This is a genomic window from Bacillus cereus group sp. MYBKT14-1 (assembly GCF_051915185.1).
Taxonomy (GTDB): Bacteria; Bacillota; Bacilli; order Bacillales; family Bacillaceae_G; genus Bacillus_A; species Bacillus_A cereus.
Genome location: NZ_JBQAEF010000019.1, coordinates 1 through 18,011, shown reverse-complemented (window position 1 = coordinate 18,011; position 18,011 = coordinate 1). Strand labels below are relative to the sequence as shown.

Sequence of the window (18,011 nt, the reverse complement as noted above, 5' to 3'; positions counted from 1 at the left end):
ATTAAAGTAAGAGAAGGGGGAAGCGATATGGCAAAAACTTTAATGGATTCACTTGGAATTGAGTTGTTAGAGATGACAGAAGATAAGGTAGTTGCTACGATGCCTGTTGATGAGCGTACGCATCAACCGTTTGGATTTTTACATGGAGGTGCATCGGTTGCATTAGCGGAAACAGTGGCAAGTGTTGGTTCATATAATTTAATTGATCAAGAAAAATGTATTTGTTTCGGATTAGAAATTAATGCAAACCACATTCGCTCAAAGAAAGATGGAATTGTAACGGCGATCGGAACACCGATACATAGAGGACAATCGACAATGGTTTGGGATGTTCGTATTATTGATGAAAATGATGATTTACTATGTATATCAAGATGTACAGTAGCAATTAAAGAAAAACGTGAAAAGTAAAAAAGAGGCGCTCTTACGAGCAGCCTCTTTTTCTTATAATTAGAACTGGATTTTCTTCTCTAAGAAACCTTTTAGTTCGCTAATTGGCATACGAACTTGTTCCATTGTGTCACGGTCACGTACTGTAACAGCTTTGTCTTCAACTGAGTCGAAGTCGTATGTGATACAGAATGGTGTACCGATTTCGTCTTGACGACGGTAACGTTTACCGATAGAACCAGTTTCATCAAAGTCTACCATGAAGTCTTTAGCTAATTCTGCGAATACTTCAGTAGCACCTTCAGATAGCTTCTTAGATAATGGTAAGATAGCTGCTTTGTATGGTGCTAAAGCAGGGTGGAAACGAAGAACTGTACGAGAATCGTTTTCTAATTGCTCTTCTTCATATGCATCACATAAGAATGCTAATGTTACGCGGTCTGCGCCTAAAGATGGCTCGATGCAGTATGGCACGTAACGCTCATTCGTTTGTGGATCAATATAGTTAAAGTCTTCGTTTGAATGTTCCATGTGACGTTTTAAGTCGAAGTCTGTACGAGATGCAACGCCCCAAAGTTCGCCCCAACCGAATGGGAATTTGAATTCAATGTCAGTTGTTGCATTACTGTAGTGAGATAACTCTTCTTCACCGTGGTCACGAAGACGCATGCTCTCTTCAGACATACCAAGTGAAAGTAACCAGTTTTTACAAGTTTCACGCCAGAATGCAAACCACTCTAAATCTTCACCAGGCTTACAGAAGAATTCAAGTTCCATTTGTTCGAATTCACGTGTACGGAATGTGAAGTTACCAGGCGTGATTTCGTTACGGAAACTCTTACCGATTTGGCCGATACCAAATGGAAGCTTTTTACGCATAGAGCGTTGAACGTTTTTGAAGTTTACGAAAATACCTTGTGCTGTTTCAGGACGAAGGAAGATTTCGTTTGTGCTAGACTCTGTAACACCTTGGAATGTTTTGAACATTAAATTGAACTGACGGATTTCAGTGAATTCTTCACTACCGCAATCAGGACATTTTACTTCATGTTCTTTCATTAAGTCAGCCATTTGGTCGAAAGTAAGACCGTCAACAACCATTTCGATGCCTTTTGCATCTAAAGCATCCTCAATTAATTTGTCAGCACGGTGACGAGCTTTACATTTTTTACAGTCAATCATTGGATCGTTGAAGTTACCAACGTGACCAGAAGCGATCCAAGTTTTAGGGTTCATTAAAATAGCTGCGTCTAAACCAACGTTGTGTGGAGATTCTTGAATGAATTTTTTCCACCAAGCTTTTTTAACGTTATTTTTTAATTCGATTCCAAGTGGACCGTAATCCCAAGTGTTTGCAAGACCACCGTAAATTTCAGAACCAGGGAAAACAAAACCGCGATGTTTCGCTAAGTTTACAACTTGTTCCATTGAATACATAAGAAAATCCTCCTTTTGAAAGTTAACGTATTGGCGATGACATACTCTGATACTTTGGAAACGAGCAGTATATGCTAAAAAGAACATAAAAAAACGCTCATCCCAAGGCTTATTTGCCTAGGGACGAGCGTTTGCCCGCGGTTCCACCCTAGTTGATACACAAAAGGTGCATCCACTTTATCATGTATTGCTCGGGACTGCCGTTTCCTTGCGGCTTCAGGCTTTCACTATCCCTGAATCGCTTTTTATGCAAGTACTTATAAGTCCGTCATCGCTACTTATATTAATAATAATGAACATATTCTAACACGTTCTTTTTTAAATCTCAATAGAGGAACGCGTCTATCTATGATAGAGTCTCGCCTATTTTTTCATTATTTATTCCGTAATTTTGCTTAATATGCTTAATTGCTTCACGCTTACTTAATGGAGCGAGCTCATTGTTTTGCACGTATTCCCAAACTACATCCGGATTTGTTTTTGCATATTCACGAAGGACCCAGCCAATCGCTTTTTGGATGAAAAATTCTTTTGAAGAATGTAGTTGTCCAATAATCCAGAAAAGAAGTTCTTCATCCATCTTTTGTTTATATTTTAGTTGGAATAAAATAGCGGCACGTTGTAACCATATATTATCTGATGCAATCCATTTTGGAATATAGGCAGAAATTAATTCTGGATGTTTTAAAAAGATATCGCCTAAAAATGTAGGGACGATGCTATCGACAGAGTCCCACCAAGATTTTGTGACAATCAGTTCTTCTAAGAAGGGGATATGAGTTTCATTTATATGCTTTTTATATTTTTGCATAATATCAAGTGCGGCCGCTTGGAATTCACGTTCTGGTAAGTCCCAAAGCTCACGTATGATAATTTGGAAGTCTTTTGGATCTGGGAGAGTATGTATTTGAATGATGTCTTTTAATAATTGACGTCTTTCCGGTGTTTGAATACCTAGAAAGGGGAAGTGATTTTTCATATAACGAGCCATAGGTTCTGCTTTTTCAGGATTTTGATGAGCTGTAAAATGCTCTTGTAATGCTTTTACAAATGGATGCATAAGTGTTGCTCCTCTCTTATTCTCTTTCTTTTCTTATTATACAAAGAGTTTGGATAAATTTTAAAACATAACTTGCAATGTAATGAAATATGTTGAAAGTAGAGAGGAGAGGATAAGATGGAGGATCAAGGCGTATTAGCAGGTTTCTTTGCTCTTAGTTTTGCGTTTATTCTTGTTATATTGATTTGGGCAATTATTTCATATTTGTTAACGGCTTTTGCACTTTATTCGATGGCGAAAAATGATGGTGCAACGGACGGGGTGCTTGCGTTTATTCCGTTTTTGAATAGTAAGACGTGGGGTGACTTAGCGAAAGATAAATTACCAGATTTTTTGAAAGAAGAAGCAGGGTGGAAAGTATTCGGCATATACGTTGCATGTTTTATTTTTAATTTCGTACCAGTTATAAGTTTACTAGCAACAGCTGTATCGATTGTATTGTCCATTTATCTTATCTACGCTATTTTAGACAGATACGGAACGAACTCTATATTATTTACGATTATTCATGTAATCACATTTTCGGTGTTCTTACCGATTCATTTATTTATCATTCGAAATGAACCGGTGAGATATAAAGAGTAGATTTTTCTTTTTTGTTGATAAGTCGATATATTTTAGATATAAGTAAAAAAGCGCCCTGATTATCAGAGCGCTTTTTTTACTACATAAGGTAGCGTAAATAAATATAAATGTGAGAAATGATTAATGAAACGATCATAATTGGGAAACCGACTTTTAGGAAGTCCATGTAACTAAATTTATGTCCTTCGCGGCTCGCGATACCTGCAACGATTACGTTAGCAGAAGCTCCGATTAATGTTCCGTTTCCGCCCAGACAAGCACCTAGTGCTAATGCCCACCATAATACATCGATTTGTGCGTCAGATGGTGATAAGCCTAGCCCAACTGCCATATCGTTAATAAGTGGAATCATTGTTGCAACGAATGGGATGTTATCAATTGTTGCAGAGGCGATACCAGATACCCATAAAATAAGGATGGATGCGTAAGAAATATCTCCGCCTGTTATACCAATTACTTTTTGAGCTAACATTTTGATAAGACCGATATCGATAAGTCCTCCAACAAGTACGAATAGCCCTGCGAAGAAGAAGATTGTTACCCACTCTACGCTTGCAAATACTTCCTCAATTTCATGCTCTTTCACACCAATTAACATAAGTACAGTAGCACCAGTTAAAGCGATGATAGCTGCATCAACGTGGAAAATCGAATGAGTCATGAAACCTACAATTGTAAGTCCAAGTACTGTTAAAGATTTTTTCATTAATACTGGATCTTTAATGTATTGCTTTTCATCTAGGCTCATTAATTTCTTAACTTGTACAGGATCGGCAATTAATTGTTTGCGATACATAAAGTAAAGTATTATCGCTGTAACTGCAATAATAATAATTACGATTGGTGCTAGATTCAATAGGAAAGCATTGAAGTCTAAATGCTTATTGGCAGAACCAATCATAATGTTAGGTGGATCACCAATTAATGTTGCTGTTCCTCCAATGTTTGAAAAAATAATTTCAGAAAGTAAATAAGGAACAGGATTTACTTGCAGTATGCGCGTAATAGATAAAGTAACTGGAACAACAAGAAGTACAGTTGTAACGTTATCTAAAAATGCGGAGCCAAGCGCGGTAAGTAAGGAAAGTGAAATTAAAATTTTAATTGGATTTCCTTGAGCTCCTTTTGCTGCTTTAATAGCAACGTATTGGAAAACACCTGATTTACTCGTAATGTTCACCAAAATCATCATACCGATAAGTAACGTAATCGTTCCCCATTCAATATGTTTCGTAAAGGCGTTGTGTAAATCGACGACTCCCACAATTACCATGAGTGCTGCACCAAGAAGTGCGATGACAGCACGATTAATTTTTTCAGAAATAATAATGGCATATGTAATTAAAAAGACTGCGATAGCAAAATAATACTGCCAGTTAGCGAGTTCTTGCGTTGTTTCGTGCAAAAATCTCATCTCCTTTCATTCACTTTTTCTTAGTGTGTCAAAAATGTTCTAGAAGAAACACACATAACGTCATTATAAAGTAGGAAAATGGCGGATGTAAATGAAAGGGGGGATTTTGTCATATTTTCTGCATAGGTCATTTTTTCTTATTTTTTAAAATATTTGTGGGCATTTGACATATATATAAGATACATCCAATCTGAATATTTAAAATGGAATTAGCATTCGAGCTTGTTCGTGTAGGAGTGTCAAATAGAAAGGAATGACAAAAATGATAAGGAAGGGATCGTATGGATGAACAACGATTTTTATTTTTAGACTTTGAGTTTACGATGCCCCAGCATAGAAAGAAACCGAAAGGATTTTTTCCGGAGATTATTGAGGTAGGACTCGTTTCAGTTGCTGGCTGTAAGGTAGAAGATACGTATTCATCACATGTCAGGCCGAAAACATTTCCCTCTTTAACGGATCGATGTAAGAAGTTTTTGGGAATAAAACAAGAAGTCGTGGATAAAGGGATTTCATTTCCTGAACTCGTTAAGAAGCTTGCAGAATACGAAACGAAATGTAAACCGACAATTGTAACGTGGGGAAATATGGATATGAAAGTGCTGAAACATAATTGTGAAATGGCAGGGATAGCTTTTCCATTCTTCGGACAGTGTCGTGATTTATCGCTTGAGTATAAGAAGTTTTTTGGAGAAAGAAATCAAACAGGATTATGGAAAGCAATTGAGGCGTATGGAAAAGTAGGGACAGGGAAGCATCATTGTGCGCTTGATGATGCGATGACGACGTACAATATTTTTAAACTAGTAGAAAAAGATAAAGAGTATTTAGTAAAGCCAGCACCTCCAACATTAGGAGAACTTGTTGATTTTTCAAAAGTGTTAAAGAAAGTGAGCACACAGTAACGACCAAATTGCACATTATGTAATTTGGTCGTTTTGTTTTTTAGAGTTTGTAGTCTTTCTTTAACTGTTGTAATGTTTCTAGACTACGCTCTGCAAAAGGTGAATCATCTTCAGAAAATGAATTCATTTGAGTTTCTAATGCTAATTTTAGTGACTCGGTATAATCCGGAATTTCTCCTTCATATTTTTTCACCATTTGCTCTGGAATGTTCGTCTGTTCAAGGAAAGCTAAAGCGCGTCTTTCGTGGAAAAATGGCACGTCAGCTTGTTTTACGTTATGTAAGTCACCTTGCACCGGATGTTTTAAAACAGCTAATACTTTTACGACGTAACTGCCAGGGCGGCTATTTGTAACTTCGCCAATGTATTTTCCTGTTTTATAAATACCAGTAACGATTTCGCCAATTTCAAATGTTTCTCTCATATTTTTCACCTCAAGTTTATAGTAAGGAAAGTACGGGAAGGAGTCAAAGAAATCATTTGCTTTCAGAACGCCCCTTGAGAATATGGATAGGTTCCACTATAATTTAAAATGATATAACAGAAAATTCTGATGTTTTATAAATCCTATAATAAGGAGTGTTCTATATGATGCCTTTATATTTTCCGGAAGATAAAACAGAATATATTATTCCAGGGATTGTTTGCGTTCTATTTATTATCGGTGCTATTGCCACGTGGCGCATGTTTATTCGTGTATCAAAAAGAGAAGCAGAGCGATTGCAGAAAGTTGAAGAAAAACTATTAGCTGAAAAGAAACAGTAATGCATTTTTGTATGTTTCCCTCTATGCTCGGACAATCTAAGGGCAGAATATATTTTGGAGGGAATAAAATGAAGAAACGGCTTTTTTTCAGTTGTTGTTTATTATTTCTGATGGCAGGTTGTGACCAAGGAAAGCCGAAAGAAATTGAAGTGAAATTACATAATGCTTCAGGAGATGAAGTAGGGACTGCGAAAGTAGTGCAGCAAACAAGTGGCGTGAAAATTACGATTAAAGGAGAAGGTTTCACGCCAGGACCACACGGACTACATGTACATGAAATTGGAGAGTGTAAGGCACCTCGTTTTGAATCATCCGGGAATCATTTTAATCCTGATGATAAAAAACATGGTCTTCTTAATCCGAAGGGTGCAGAAAACGGTGATTTACCGAACGTAGTTGCAGATGGTTCTGGAAAGATTAAAGCGGAAATCGATGCACCTCACATCACACTTGAAGAAGGAAAAACGACGATTCATAGAAAAGATGGAGCGTCTATTATTATTACAGAAAACCCTGATGATGGTATGACTCAACCGACAGGTAAATCAGGGGATCGAATTGCTTGTGGCGTAATTGTAAAAAAAGCATCGGATATGAAGAAAAAGTAAAAGCTACCGTGAATGGTAGCTTTCTTTGTGAAATGTAATTGAAAATATATCAGCGATTATTGGAATATATCGACTGTAACTCAAATTATATCGGCGATTATTGGAATATATCGACTTACCGACAAAATATGACAAAGGAGTCTGTCCAAGAATGATTAGGGGGACAGACTCCTTTCTTATTATGAAAACGTATGACGCAGTCTGTTTAAAATTTCTTCTAAAACAGATCGTGGACAGCCGATATTAATTCGAATATGTTCTTCGCCACCTAACCCGTATTTCTCACCAGGTTCAACAATGATTTTTCCTTTTTCCTCAAGTAGTGCGGTACGCTCTTTTTGAGAAAGCTTTAGACGAGAACAGTCAATCCATAATAAAAAGCTACCTTCTGGCTTCGTTACGGAAAGAGCAGGTATGTGAGTTTTAATATATTCACAAGCAAATTGAGCATTATCTTCTATATATAATCGAATTTCATTTAGCCAATCATTACATTCTGTATAAGCACTTTGCATCGCTGTATAAGCGAAGATATTTAATCCGTGGAAGCCTTGTCTATACTGGATAGCTGTAAAGGCGTGACGGAGTTTTTCGTTTGGAATGATAATGATCGACGCTTGTAATCCAGCGATATTAAATGTTTTACTTGGAGCCATACAAGTAATCGTGCGAGCTGCTAATTCTTCAGATAAAGAAGCGAACGGTGTATGTGTATGATCTGCGTAAATAATATCGGAATGAATTTCATCCGCCACAACGATTACGTTATATTTAGTACATAACGATCCGAGCTGCAAAAGTTCCTCTTTCGTCCAAACGCGCCCGATTGGGTTATGAGGGCTACAAAGAAGCATGAGTTTGATGCCTTGCTGAAACTGCTTTTCTAAATGCTTGAAGTCTATCACATATGTATCATTTTGTTTCTGTAATGGACTCACGTATAACTGTCTGTTGTTTGTTGTGACCATTTCGAAAAATGGAGGATAAATAGGTGGTTGTACGAGAACGGATTCGTTTTCTTTTGTGAAAGCCTGTATGCTCGTACTAAGAGCTGGAACGATTCCGGCGCTAAAGACAATCCATTCTTTTTGAATATCCCAGTCGTATTGTTGTTTTGTCCAGTTACAAATAATATTCCCAATATTTTCGGGAGGAAGTGTATAGCCAAAAATCGGATGTTCGATTCGTTGTTTTAAGGCAGTTTGAATTGGTTTTGGTACTTCAAAATCCATATCAGCAATCCAAGCATGGATAAGTTCTTCGTTTTTATATGTATCCCATTTTATACTATGCGTTCCACGTCGATTGATTGCTTTATGAAATAGTTGCATAAGTTTGCTCCCTTCTTCTGTAAAACCAATAAGTTATGAAAGTTCTCTCTCTTCTTATAGAATAGCTGATGTGATAGGATAAAGAAAAGTATTAAAAAGTGAAAAGGCGGGAAGCGAATGGGTACATATGAAAAGATGATAGAGGTTGTGAAGAATTGGGATCCGTTTCAAATGGGACCGGAGTTTTATGAAACAGAAGCGAGCGATGTTGTGAACGTCATAAGTGTGTTTGACGATCCAAAATACATCGCAAAGAAGATTCAACATATATACTTTATGTCTTTTGAGGAAGTACCTGCGCTTGAAAAATGTGAGAAATTAGCTATGGAATTACTTGTAATAAAAGAAGGTGGAAGCTGTTCATTATAGGCTGTCGGAATTTCCGACAGCCTTTTTTATATTATCCCGCTATTTTCCGGGCAGTAAGACCCCGACCTCAAAATTCAGCGGAAGCAAAGAAGTTAGGTGGGGACTGATTAAAGTTTCATTTTATTGCGCGGAAAAAGCGATAATTTCTTCATAAACATGTTCAGGCTTTTCTTCAGGTAGTAAATGTCCTGTATTTTCATAAGAAATAAATTTTGAATTCGGCAAATCTTTGTGTAGACGATGACCTACATGTACAGGGACGACGCGGTCTTTTTCACCCCAAATGAGTAGGATAGGTGTTTCGATTTTTTGTAATTCAGTTGAAGATAAGTCACCTTCACGGTCTCGTATCATGCGAGTTAAAGCGGGAAATATACGGTTGTCATAAAAAGGAGCGGAGTAACCTTTTTTCATTTCATCGTCAATTAATGAGTGATCATGAACGACATTCATTAAGTTATGAACAATGCCGCGCCGTATAATCCAGTTCTTTACGTATAAATGAAAGAACGGTAAATAAGAAGAGTATAGTAAAGGTAAGGTTGCGCGCGCTAAATAGCTCGAGCTACATAGTAAAATCGTCTTTGAAATGAGTTCAGGACGTATACGGTTTACATAGAGAGAAATTTGCCCACCCATAGAATGCCCAACTAATACAATGTTTGAGAGAGATAAATGTTCAATTAAATCAATAATAATCGTTGCTAAATTGTGATAAGAATACTTAAACAGATGAGACTTATCACTTTTTCCGAACGGTGGTAAATCAAGAGCAATGACTGTTCCTTCCTTCGCTAGTAAAGGAATGAGACGGCGGTAACTGAATGAGGAAGATAAAAAGCCGTGAACGAGTACGAAAGTAGGGCGTTCTGTTTTATTATCATGTTCATACAATTCGTAATGAACAGTAGTGCCGCGAGTGGAAAAAGTGAAATAAGGACAAGTATATTTATGATTCATTTTTTGTCACTCCATTGATTTTTGTTCATATCATCTCCAAGGAAGAAGAAAATATGTTAACAAAAAAAGGCAAGATGACGATGTCATCTTGCCTTTCGTTTATTCAGTATTACCCGCGCACAATATTAGGCGGTGTTTTTCCTTGTAATCCTGCAACTAAATTTTCAGCGGCGGTCATGGCCATTTGCTGACGAGTTTTTAATGTTGCAGATCCGATGTGCGGTAAAGTGACAGCATTTTGTAATGATAAGAGTGGGTTATCTTTTTGAATTGGCTCTTGTGTAAAAGTATCGATGCCTGCTGCAAAGATTTTCTTTTCTGTTAAAGCATGGATTAACGCTTCTTCATCTACTGTTTTCCCCCGAGAAGCATTAATGAAGATTGCTGTTTCTTTCATTAATGAAAATTCCTTTTCTCCGATAAGGTGATATGTTTCATCTGTTAATGGAGTAAGAAGAACAATAAAGTCAGACTGCTTCAGTAGCGTCTGTAAATCACAATATGTAGCATCGAATTTTTGTTCAGCTTCTTCTTTACGACGGCGGTTATAGTAAAGAACATTCATATCAAATCCGAATTTTGCTCGTTTTGCAACGGCTTCTCCAATTCGGCCCATACCGATAATACCAATTGTGCTATGGTGTACATCTAGTCCGAAGTGTTCTTTTCCGATTTCAGCGTTCCATTCACCATTTTTTACGTAAGAATCGAGTTCGCAAACGCGGCGCCCAGCTGATAGCATAAGGGCGAAAACGAGATCAGCTACTGTATCATCTAATACGTATGGTGTATTCGTTCCGATAACCTTTCGATTTTTCATCGCTTGTAAATCAAAATTATCGTAACCAACAGAAATGTTGCTCACTACTTTTAAGTTAGGAGCCACTGTCAGTAATTCTTCATTAATAGCAGATCCGAAATTTAATAACCCATCTTTATCTTGTATTTTCTCTAATAGAACATCACGAGGTACTTTCTCATTTTGATCCCATTTTTCATAATCACAGTGTTCTGATAAATAGTTTTCTACAAATGTCGGAACTGGTTCAGCAATATAAATTTTTGGTTTCACGGTTCCATCCCCTTTCGCTTTATCACGCATTTTTCCGCTGATTAAAGTTTCACTTTATTTTGACATAATTCAATAGAAAAATCTTCTTTTCAAACTGGAAAGGGTATTTGTATAATTTAGACACAAACGAAAAGGAAGGATGATTTATATGGTGACAGAAAAAGAATTAGAATTATTAGCTTGTCTTGAAAAGAGTAGTCGATTATCTGTAGATACATTAGCGAAGCTGTTAAATATAGAAGTAGAAGAAGTAAAGAAGATGGTTGCGAGATTAGAAAATGAAAAGATTATTGTGGATTATGTAACACATATCGATTGGACGAAAGTGAAAGAACATACAGGTTTAACGGCAATGATCGATGTGAAAGTTACGCCAAAGCACGGCGTTGGGTTTGATGCGGTTGCTGAGCAAATTTATCGTTATTCAGAAGTGAAATCCGTTTATTTAATGTCAGGGACATATGATCTTTCTATTACATTAGAAGGAAAAACGATGGGGGAAGTAGCGATGTTTGTTTCTGAGAAATTAGCAACAATTGAATCTGTCGTTTCTACAACTACTCATTTCATTTTGAAGAAGTATAAACATGAGGGTGTTATTTATGAAAAAGACGATGATGATAAGCGAATTGTGGTGACACCATGAAGCAATTTGAACTATCTAGATCAGCAGAATCTTTAAAACCATCTGGTATTCGAAAATTTTTTGATTTAGCAGCAAATATGAAAGGTGTTATTTCCCTCGGGGTAGGAGAGCCGGATTTTGTTACCCCTTGGAATGTAAGGCAAGCATGTATTCGTTCTTTGGAACAAGGGTATACGTCATATACAGCAAATGCAGGATTATTGGAGCTCCGTCAAGAAATAGCAAAGTATCTAAAAAAACAATTTGCAGTATCTTATGATCCAAGTGATGAAATCATTGTTACAGTTGGAGCGAGCCAGGCGTTAGATGTAGCGATGCGTGCCATTATAAATCCTGATGATGAAGTGCTCATTGTTGAACCAAGCTTCGTTTCTTATGCACCACTTGTGACATTAGCTGGAGGAGTTCCGGTTCCTGTGGAGACTAAGCTAGAAAACGAGTTTAAAGTACAACCAGAACAAATTGAAGCAGCTATTACAGCGAAAACAAAGGCGATTTTACTTTGTTCACCAAATAACCCGACAGGTGCAATGCTAAATAAATTCGAGCTTGAAGAAATAGCAGTGATTGTTGAGAAGTACAATCTAATTGTATTATCTGATGAAATTTATGCAGAGCTTGTATACGACGAAGCATATACAAGTTTCGCGAGTATTAAAAATATGCGCGAGCATACGATTTTAATTTCAGGATTTTCAAAAGGATTTGCGATGACAGGATGGCGTCTCGGTATGATTGCAGCTCCTGTTCAGTTTTCAGAATTGATGCTCAAAATCCACCAATATTCCATGATGTGTGCACCGACGATGTCTCAGTTCGCAGCACTTGAAGCGTTACGTGCGGGGAATGATGAAGTAATTCGGATGAGAGATAGTTATAAGAAGCGTCGTAATTTTATGACGACATCTTTCAATGAAATGGGCTTAACGTGTCATGTGCCGGGCGGAGCATTTTATGTTTTCCCTTCTATATCTTCAACAGGATTATCTTCAGCGGAATTTGCAGAACAGTTATTGCTGGAAGAAAAAGTAGCTGTTGTCCCTGGTAGCGTATTTGGCGAAAGTGGTGAAGGGTTTATTCGTTGTTCTTATGCGACGTCGCTTGAACAACTTATGGAAGCAATGAAGAGAATGGAACGGTTTGTTGAAAATAAAAAAAGGACAAAACGTAATACGTTTTGTCCATAAAAGGGGGGGAATACTAGAAAGCCATGTGTTAGTAGTCTATCCCAATATTGGAGAATTATACTTCTTTCAGGGAAATTTTTCATGAATTTTGAATGAGTTCTGTCATAGTGGTATAATTTACTAATATAAGGTATGCGCATTCTAGATATTGTTATCTAGAATGCGTACTAACCAATCGGATATTTAAAATAAATATATCTGCTTTGCTCTCTATAATTGTAGAGAGAATGGTAAACGTATGGGAGTGTTTCATATGTCAGAACAATATACAACAGGAGTGGTTGTAACAGGGAAAGTGACTGGAATTCAAGATTACGGTGCGTTTGTAGCGTTAGATGCAGAAACACAAGGACTTGTGCATATATCTGAAATTACAAATGGATATGTAAAGGATATTCATGACTTTTTGAAGGTCGGCGATACAGTAGAAGTAAAGGTACTTTCAGTTGATGAAGAGCACAGAAAAATGAGTTTATCGTTAAAAGCGGCGAAAAGAAAACAAGGAAGGATTCTTATACCGAACCCATCTGAAAACGGATTTAATACGCTGCGAGAAAAGTTGGCAGAATGGATTGAAGAGTCAGAGTTAACAAAGTAAAAGAGGAACGCATATGAGCGTTCCTCTTTTACTTTATCTTATGATATATATTTGCAAATATGATTGCATGCAATCATATTCGTATGTCGGAGGTGAAAGGACATACTGATTATCGAATTTCGTTTGTTTCTGGGTGCTTACCAAGATTTTCAGATGGTTTAAACAGTAAACCAAGGTTGATAAGCCCAGATATACCAACGATGCCGTAAATAATACGTGCAAGAGCTGAATTTTGTCCACCGAAAATGGCTGCTACTAAGTCAAACTGGAAAAATCCGATTAGTCCCCAGTTCACAGCGCCAATTACAGTAAAGACTAATGCAATACGTTGTAAAGTACTCATGAAAAAGCCCCCCTTAATTGTGAAGCATGAGCAAGCGATGAGTTAATTAACTCTTTTATAGAATGGGGTAGTTATGTTGTTTTTATACATAAAAAATGTTCGAAAGAGGATGTATATACATCTATACCGAAAAATGCGAATTTTTATGCAAAAAATGAACATTTTCTAAAAAATATATATTGGTTACGTTTACAATTGCCTAATCGCTTGATTTACAACTTCAGTTTCGCTAAAGTGAATACAGAAATACATATCCATAATTGGAGGGAAAAAGATGAGTACACATGTAACGTTCGACTATTCTAAAGCGTTATCCTTCATCGGTGAACATGAAATCACTTATTTACGTGATGCAGTGAAAGTAACACATCACGCAATCCACGAAAAAACTGGAGCTGGGAACGATTTCCTTGGGTGGGTAGACCTTCCGCTTCAATATGACAAAGAAGAATTCGCTCGCATTCAAAAGTGCGCAGAAAAAATTAAAAATGACTCTGACATTTTACTTGTTGTAGGTATTGGTGGTTCTTACCTAGGAGCACGCGCAGCAATCGAAATGTTAAACCATTCTTTCTACAACACGCTTTCTAAAGAACAACGTAAAACTCCACAAGTGCTATTTGTTGGACAAAACATTAGCTCCACTTACATGAAAGATTTAATGGACGTATTAGAAGGTAAAGACTTCTCTATTAACGTTATTTCCAAATCAGGTACAACAACAGAGCCAGCACTAGCATTCCGTATCTTCCGTAAGTTATTAGAAGAAAAATATGGAAAAGAAGAAGCGCGCAAACGTATTTATGCAACGACAGATAAAGCGCGTGGCGCATTAAAAACATTGGCTGATAACGAAGGTTACGAAACATTCGTTATTCCAGATGATGTTGGAGGACGTTTCTCTGTATTAACGCCAGTTGGTTTATTACCAATCGCAGTAAGTGGCTTAAATATTGAAGAGATGATGAAAGGTGCAGCTGCTGGTCGTGAGGACTTCGGTACATCAGAACTAGAAGAAAACCCAGCTTACCAATATGCAGTAGTTCGTAATGCTTTATACAATAAAGGAAAAACAATTGAAATGCTTGTTAACTATGAGCCAGCACTTCAATACTTCGCTGAGTGGTGGAAACAGTTATTTGGTGAAAGTGAAGGAAAAGATCAAAAAGGTATTTTCCCATCTTCAGCAAACTTCTCAACTGACTTACACTCATTAGGTCAATATGTTCAAGAAGGTCGTCGTGACTTATTTGAAACAGTTCTAAAAGTAGGTAAACCTACACATGAACTAACAATCGAATCAGAAGAAAACGATTTAGATGGATTAAACTACCTTGCTGGTGAAACTGTAGACTTCGTAAACACGAAAGCATACGAAGGTACATTACTTGCACATAGCGATGGCGGAGTACCAAACTTAATCGTAAATATTCCTGAATTAAATGAGTATACATTCGGTTACCTTGTATACTTCTTCGAAAAAGCATGTGCGATGAGCGGCTACTTATTAGGCGTAAATCCATTTGACCAACCGGGAGTAGAAGCATACAAGAAAAACATGTTTGCTTTACTTGGTAAACCAGGATTTGAAGAATTAAAAGCAGAATTAGAAGAGCGTTTAAAATAATAAAAAGCGGCCGGAATCCGGCCGCTTTTTATTATTTCATCGAAAAGTCCATCAGTATATTCAAACTAGAGTGGGTATGCTAAAGAAAAAGTCTAGGAGGGATGGACTTGGTTCCGATTCAATCAAATTTAGAAGGACGTACATATGCGTTATATAAGTTAGAAGAGATTATGAAACCACTTGGATATAGTATTGGTGGTAATTGGGATTATGATAAAGGATGCTTCGATTACAAAATCGATGAAGAAGATGGCTATCAATTTTTACGAGTGCCATTTACAGCGGTTGATGGAGAACTAGATGTACCAGGCGTAATAGTTCGTCTTGGAACGCCGTATATTCTTTCGCACATATATCAAGACGAACTAGATGATCATGTAAATACTTTAACCGCTGGAACGAGTGGGATGGATCAATTTGCTGAACCGAAAGATCCAGATGGAGATGTGAAAAGAAAATATATCAATATTGGGAAAGTGCTCATGCAAGAATTAGAGCGTCATTTTACTAATGGTGAATAACAATGAGTATGTCGCTTTCAATGAGAACAAAGGAATGAACTGGATTAATCATATATTGTTCGTCGCGCCTTATACCTAGTAAGAGAATGTTTTGCTTTAAAAGAGTATAGCTACAATTGGCAAAAGTTTGTCCGGTGCAGGACGATGGAAGCTGCATCAGTTGTAATTTATTATCAGAGATCTCATCGTAAAGTGAAAATAGTACACCTGAAATAGAAGGGAATAAAAGAGAAGCGGTAAATACATAGCTCGTTAATTTATTTCCTTCTATAATTTCTGACGCGCCAGCTCTCGTTGCATTTTGTATTTGTTCAGAAGTAAGAAGTTCAGCGATGCAATGAATGTTTGGATTAAGTCCTTTTGCAGTTAAAATATTTAAAATGGACTGTGTATCCGCTAAGCTTTCGTTTTTTTCTTTATCAGCTGTTATTAATATGGTGTGTGCCGTTGCAATATTAGCCTTTAATAAAGTTTGATCGTGATGCGGACAACCTTTTATAAATTCTAAATGATGGAATGGTTTTGGGAGTAAAGAAAGTGTTTCATCAATTAAAACGATATCAAGGTTTGGTTGTAATACGTGCATTTGTTTTACAACATGTTTTGCCCGTTCGTTCCAGCCGACAATAATCATATGACCGTTAGAAGTCGCGGCTTCTTCTCCTTTAACTTTCATATATTGTTTATTAATCATATCAGTGGCGAATAGAACCATATAATAAGAACAAAAACCAGTTCCAAATAAAATAATACCCATACCGATAAGTTTGCCGATTAGTGTATGCGGGGCAAAGTCACCATAGCCAACAGTGAAAATTGTAACGATTGACCACCAAATTCCATCAAACCATGTGGTAAAGTGAGATGGTTCTAATCTATGTATAAGAAAGCCGGAAAAAGCGGTAAGTATAATAATAAAACAAATTAAACGAAAAATAATGGAATCACGAAATGCATCTACTAATTTTGGACGGGATTTCAATTGCCAATTCCTCCTTACTTTGTAGGACTACATTCATTGTTGCCATTATAGAAAAAAGAAAAACTCTCTAATTAAAGAGAGTTTGTTTTATGTTACATACTTTCCACTTCAGTTTGTTGGACACTTTCAAGATGCTGGAGAGCATAGTAAACATCAGCAGTATGTCTTTTTTGATCAATGGACAGTTTAAGATGTAAATAGTGAGAACCGTTTTCTAATGTTTTAAGCTTCATATTCTTAACTTTTATATCCATTTCTTTTATTTCTTCAATTACGATTGGGATATTGTCCATATTTCGTACAACAAGTTTCACAGCGATATCACGTTGACGAAATGATCTAGGGCCTACATATTTCATCGCGAGTGGTATAAGTTCGACACTAATCATAAGGAAACACATTCCGAATATCGCTTCAATATAGAATCCGGCCCCAACAGCAATACCAATACCAGAAGCACCCCAGATCATAGCGGCAGTCGTGAGCCCTGCAATGCTATCGTTGCCTCTTCTTAAAATTACGCCAGCACCTAAAAAACCAATTCCTGATACAATTTGAGCGGCAAGTCGAAGTGGATCCATATTCATATGATCGGTATGTGGTAAGTTATAAGCTGCTTTAATAGAAACAATCGTTAGGAGGCAACTAATAATAGAAATAACTAAACACGTTTTTAAACCAAGTGGTTTCCGTTTTAATTCGCGTTCTAAACCAATGGCAAATCCTAAAATAGCCGAGAGACCTAGTTTGATTAATAAATCGGTATAGTCCATATATATTCCTCCTTGTATGATATGCTATATGAATAAAACGTTTATTATAGAAAGAAACGTCTTTTGATAGAGTAACTTTATATAAAATATATGTAGGAATTGCTCATACATGAAAGAGATATTTCGTTTAAGTATATGATATAAAAAAAGAAATGTGGGCAGTTTTAAAAAAAGTTTATAAAAGGTGTTGCATTTCATTTTTCACCATGATATATTAATAACCGTCGCTGATGCGGAAACGCAGAAAACGACAAAAAAGAAATTGAAAAACTTAGTTGACATCGAAAAACGAAGATGTTAACATAAGGAAGTCGCAAATGAGCGACCAAGTAGTTCTTTGAAAACTGAACGAAACAAACAACGTGAAACGTCAATTTTTATTTTAGATGCTAGACAAACTAACTTTATTGGAGAGTTTGATCCTGGCTCAGGATGAAC

General features: G+C 36.8%; 21 protein-coding genes. 11 read left to right on the top strand and 10 right to left on the bottom strand.

Annotated features, from left to right (window positions below; genetic code table 11):
- The first annotated feature begins 27 nt into the window (after window positions 1-27).
- The gene (locus ACTFO4_RS26455) at window positions 28-411 is read left to right on the top strand and encodes a hotdog fold thioesterase (RefSeq protein WP_001140612.1); all 384 of its coding nucleotides are present in this window, start codon (window positions 28-30) and stop codon (window positions 409-411) included.
- Window positions 412-450: 39 nt separating this feature from the next.
- Here ACTFO4_RS26455 and ACTFO4_RS26450 read toward each other — a convergent pair whose 3' ends face one another.
- Together ACTFO4_RS26450 and ACTFO4_RS26445 are read right to left on the bottom strand one after the other, a co-directional pair.
- The gene (locus tag ACTFO4_RS26450; RefSeq protein WP_000287147.1) at window positions 451-1,827 is read right to left on the bottom strand and encodes a glycine--tRNA ligase; all 1,377 of its coding nucleotides are present in this window, start codon (window positions 1,825-1,827) and stop codon (window positions 451-453) included.
- A gap of 346 nt (window positions 1,828-2,173) precedes the next feature.
- Window positions 2,174-2,887, bottom strand: a complete 714-nt coding sequence (locus tag ACTFO4_RS26445) for a DNA alkylation repair protein (protein WP_000553306.1) — start codon at window positions 2,885-2,887, stop codon at window positions 2,174-2,176.
- 117 nt (window positions 2,888-3,004) lie between these two features.
- Between ACTFO4_RS26445 and ACTFO4_RS26440 the strand changes: the two genes are divergently transcribed.
- A complete protein-coding gene (locus tag ACTFO4_RS26440; RefSeq protein WP_000390062.1) occupies window positions 3,005-3,472 on the top strand; it encodes a hypothetical protein in 468 nt (155 codons plus the stop codon).
- A gap of 79 nt (window positions 3,473-3,551) precedes the next feature.
- Here ACTFO4_RS26440 and ACTFO4_RS26435 read toward each other — a convergent pair whose 3' ends face one another.
- A complete protein-coding gene (locus ACTFO4_RS26435) occupies window positions 3,552-4,877 on the bottom strand; it encodes an ArsB/NhaD family transporter (protein WP_000545232.1) in 1,326 nt (441 codons plus the stop codon).
- A 290-nt stretch (window positions 4,878-5,167) separates the two neighbouring features.
- On the opposite strand from ACTFO4_RS26435, the gene kapD reads away from it, so the two are divergent.
- Window positions 5,168-5,791 carry a 3'-5' exonuclease KapD gene (gene kapD, locus ACTFO4_RS26430; RefSeq protein WP_000344356.1) on the top strand — a complete coding sequence of 208 codons (624 nt, stop codon included), beginning with the start codon at window positions 5,168-5,170 and terminating at the stop codon, window positions 5,789-5,791.
- 40 nt (window positions 5,792-5,831) lie between these two features.
- On the opposite strand, the gene ACTFO4_RS26425 is transcribed toward kapD, so the two are convergent.
- Window positions 5,832-6,215 carry a kinase-associated lipoprotein B gene (locus tag ACTFO4_RS26425; RefSeq protein WP_017674492.1) on the bottom strand — a complete coding sequence of 128 codons (384 nt, stop codon included), beginning with the start codon at window positions 6,213-6,215 and terminating at the stop codon, window positions 5,832-5,834.
- 164 nt (window positions 6,216-6,379) lie between these two features.
- Between ACTFO4_RS26425 and ACTFO4_RS26420 the strand changes: the two genes are divergently transcribed.
- A complete protein-coding gene (locus tag ACTFO4_RS26420; RefSeq protein WP_000982757.1) occupies window positions 6,380-6,556 on the top strand; it encodes a hypothetical protein in 177 nt (58 codons plus the stop codon).
- Between the two features lie 68 nt (window positions 6,557-6,624).
- A complete protein-coding gene (sodC, locus tag ACTFO4_RS26415) occupies window positions 6,625-7,164 on the top strand; it encodes a superoxide dismutase [Cu-Zn] (RefSeq protein ID WP_000746520.1) in 540 nt (179 codons plus the stop codon).
- Between the two features lie 179 nt (window positions 7,165-7,343).
- Here the strand turns inward: sodC and ACTFO4_RS26410 are convergent, their stop codons facing one another.
- Window positions 7,344-8,495: a MalY/PatB family protein gene (locus ACTFO4_RS26410; RefSeq protein ID WP_001175823.1), complete on the bottom strand. Its 1,152-nt coding sequence runs from the start codon at window positions 8,493-8,495 to the stop codon at window positions 7,344-7,346.
- A 117-nt stretch (window positions 8,496-8,612) separates the two neighbouring features.
- Here ACTFO4_RS26410 and ACTFO4_RS26405 point away from each other — a divergent pair, with 117 nt between their 5' ends.
- Window positions 8,613-8,864 carry a YugE family protein gene (locus ACTFO4_RS26405; protein ID WP_000537638.1) on the top strand — a complete coding sequence of 84 codons (252 nt, stop codon included), beginning with the start codon at window positions 8,613-8,615 and terminating at the stop codon, window positions 8,862-8,864.
- 120 nt (window positions 8,865-8,984) lie between these two features.
- On the opposite strand, the gene ACTFO4_RS26400 is transcribed toward ACTFO4_RS26405, so the two are convergent.
- Window positions 8,985-9,824 carry an alpha/beta fold hydrolase gene (locus tag ACTFO4_RS26400; protein ID WP_001015860.1) on the bottom strand — a complete coding sequence of 280 codons (840 nt, stop codon included), beginning with the start codon at window positions 9,822-9,824 and terminating at the stop codon, window positions 8,985-8,987.
- Between the two features lie 109 nt (window positions 9,825-9,933).
- Entirely contained in the window at window positions 9,934-10,926 is a 993-nt protein-coding gene (locus ACTFO4_RS26395; protein WP_017674493.1) for a 2-hydroxyacid dehydrogenase, read from the bottom strand.
- A 118-nt stretch (window positions 10,927-11,044) separates the two neighbouring features.
- Between ACTFO4_RS26395 and ACTFO4_RS26390 the strand changes: the two genes are divergently transcribed.
- The 3 genes from ACTFO4_RS26390 to yugI all read left to right on the top strand — a co-directional run bounded on the left by ACTFO4_RS26390 (window position 11,045) and on the right by yugI (window position 13,327).
- Window positions 11,045-11,542, top strand: a complete 498-nt coding sequence (locus tag ACTFO4_RS26390) for an Lrp/AsnC family transcriptional regulator (protein WP_000255696.1) — start codon at window positions 11,045-11,047, stop codon at window positions 11,540-11,542.
- Window positions 11,539-12,729, top strand: coding sequence for an aminotransferase (locus tag ACTFO4_RS26385; RefSeq protein WP_000808536.1), 1,191 nt, complete (start codon window positions 11,539-11,541; stop codon window positions 12,727-12,729). The genes ACTFO4_RS26390 and ACTFO4_RS26385 overlap by 4 nt, the downstream gene beginning before the upstream one ends.
- 253 nt (window positions 12,730-12,982) lie before the next feature.
- Window positions 12,983-13,327 (top strand): S1 domain-containing post-transcriptional regulator GSP13, encoded by a 345-nt coding sequence (yugI, locus tag ACTFO4_RS26380; RefSeq protein WP_000003771.1) that lies wholly within the window; start codon window positions 12,983-12,985, stop codon window positions 13,325-13,327.
- A 109-nt stretch (window positions 13,328-13,436) separates the two neighbouring features.
- Here the strand turns inward: yugI and ACTFO4_RS26375 are convergent, their stop codons facing one another.
- Window positions 13,437-13,670, bottom strand: coding sequence for a DUF378 domain-containing protein (locus ACTFO4_RS26375; protein WP_000105786.1), 234 nt, complete (start codon window positions 13,668-13,670; stop codon window positions 13,437-13,439).
- 274 nt (window positions 13,671-13,944) lie between these two features.
- On the opposite strand from ACTFO4_RS26375, the gene ACTFO4_RS26370 reads away from it, so the two are divergent.
- Together ACTFO4_RS26370 and ACTFO4_RS26365 are read left to right on the top strand one after the other, a co-directional pair.
- A complete protein-coding gene (locus ACTFO4_RS26370) occupies window positions 13,945-15,297 on the top strand; it encodes a glucose-6-phosphate isomerase (protein ID WP_000103660.1) in 1,353 nt (450 codons plus the stop codon).
- A 107-nt stretch (window positions 15,298-15,404) separates the two neighbouring features.
- Window positions 15,405-15,818: a YugN-like family protein gene (locus ACTFO4_RS26365; RefSeq protein ID WP_000248944.1), complete on the top strand. Its 414-nt coding sequence runs from the start codon at window positions 15,405-15,407 to the stop codon at window positions 15,816-15,818.
- Here the strand turns inward: ACTFO4_RS26365 and ACTFO4_RS26360 are convergent.
- Together ACTFO4_RS26360 and ACTFO4_RS26355 are read right to left on the bottom strand one after the other, a co-directional pair.
- Window positions 15,805-16,800, bottom strand: a complete 996-nt coding sequence (locus ACTFO4_RS26360; RefSeq protein ID WP_000842309.1) for a potassium channel family protein — start codon at window positions 16,798-16,800, stop codon at window positions 15,805-15,807. The two genes, ACTFO4_RS26365 and ACTFO4_RS26360, sit on opposite strands and share 14 nt — an antisense overlap.
- A gap of 92 nt (window positions 16,801-16,892) precedes the next feature.
- A complete protein-coding gene (locus ACTFO4_RS26355) occupies window positions 16,893-17,573 on the bottom strand; it encodes an MgtC/SapB family protein (protein WP_000386676.1) in 681 nt (226 codons plus the stop codon).
- Window positions 17,574-18,011 lie beyond the last annotated feature (438 nt).

What these genes read in the sequence shown, in the direction of transcription:
- ACTFO4_RS26390 (WP_000255696.1), top strand. Translation starts at nt 11,045, where the DNA reads ATGGTGACAGAAAAAGAATTAGAATTATTAGCTTGTCTTGAAAAGAGT.
- ACTFO4_RS26400 (WP_001015860.1), bottom strand. Translation starts at nt 9,824, where the DNA reads ATGAATCATAAATATACTTGTCCTTATTTCACTTTTTCCACTCGCGGC.
- kapD (WP_000344356.1), top strand. Translation starts at nt 5,168, where the DNA reads ATGGATGAACAACGATTTTTATTTTTAGACTTTGAGTTTACGATGCCC.
- ACTFO4_RS26445 (WP_000553306.1), bottom strand. Translation starts at nt 2,887, where the DNA reads ATGCATCCATTTGTAAAAGCATTACAAGAGCATTTTACAGCTCATCAA.
- ACTFO4_RS26370 (WP_000103660.1), top strand. Translation starts at nt 13,945, where the DNA reads ATGAGTACACATGTAACGTTCGACTATTCTAAAGCGTTATCCTTCATC.
- ACTFO4_RS26395 (WP_017674493.1), bottom strand. Translation starts at nt 10,926, where the DNA reads ATGCGTGATAAAGCGAAAGGGGATGGAACCGTGAAACCAAAAATTTAT.
- ACTFO4_RS26425 (WP_017674492.1), bottom strand. Translation starts at nt 6,215, where the DNA reads ATGAGAGAAACATTTGAAATTGGCGAAATCGTTACTGGTATTTATAAA.
- ACTFO4_RS26450 (WP_000287147.1), bottom strand. Translation starts at nt 1,827, where the DNA reads ATGTATTCAATGGAACAAGTTGTAAACTTAGCGAAACATCGCGGTTTT.
- sodC (WP_000746520.1), top strand. Translation starts at nt 6,625, where the DNA reads ATGAAGAAACGGCTTTTTTTCAGTTGTTGTTTATTATTTCTGATGGCA.
- ACTFO4_RS26385 (WP_000808536.1), top strand. Translation starts at nt 11,539, where the DNA reads ATGAAGCAATTTGAACTATCTAGATCAGCAGAATCTTTAAAACCATCT.
- ACTFO4_RS26420 (WP_000982757.1), top strand. Translation starts at nt 6,380, where the DNA reads ATGATGCCTTTATATTTTCCGGAAGATAAAACAGAATATATTATTCCA.
- ACTFO4_RS26405 (WP_000537638.1), top strand. Translation starts at nt 8,613, where the DNA reads ATGGGTACATATGAAAAGATGATAGAGGTTGTGAAGAATTGGGATCCG.
- ACTFO4_RS26355 (WP_000386676.1), bottom strand. Translation starts at nt 17,573, where the DNA reads ATGGACTATACCGATTTATTAATCAAACTAGGTCTCTCGGCTATTTTA.
- ACTFO4_RS26410 (WP_001175823.1), bottom strand. Translation starts at nt 8,495, where the DNA reads ATGCAACTATTTCATAAAGCAATCAATCGACGTGGAACGCATAGTATA.
- yugI (WP_000003771.1), top strand. Translation starts at nt 12,983, where the DNA reads ATGTCAGAACAATATACAACAGGAGTGGTTGTAACAGGGAAAGTGACT.
- ACTFO4_RS26440 (WP_000390062.1), top strand. Translation starts at nt 3,005, where the DNA reads ATGGAGGATCAAGGCGTATTAGCAGGTTTCTTTGCTCTTAGTTTTGCG.
- ACTFO4_RS26375 (WP_000105786.1), bottom strand. Translation starts at nt 13,670, where the DNA reads ATGAGTACTTTACAACGTATTGCATTAGTCTTTACTGTAATTGGCGCT.
- ACTFO4_RS26455 (WP_001140612.1), top strand. Translation starts at nt 28, where the DNA reads ATGGCAAAAACTTTAATGGATTCACTTGGAATTGAGTTGTTAGAGATG.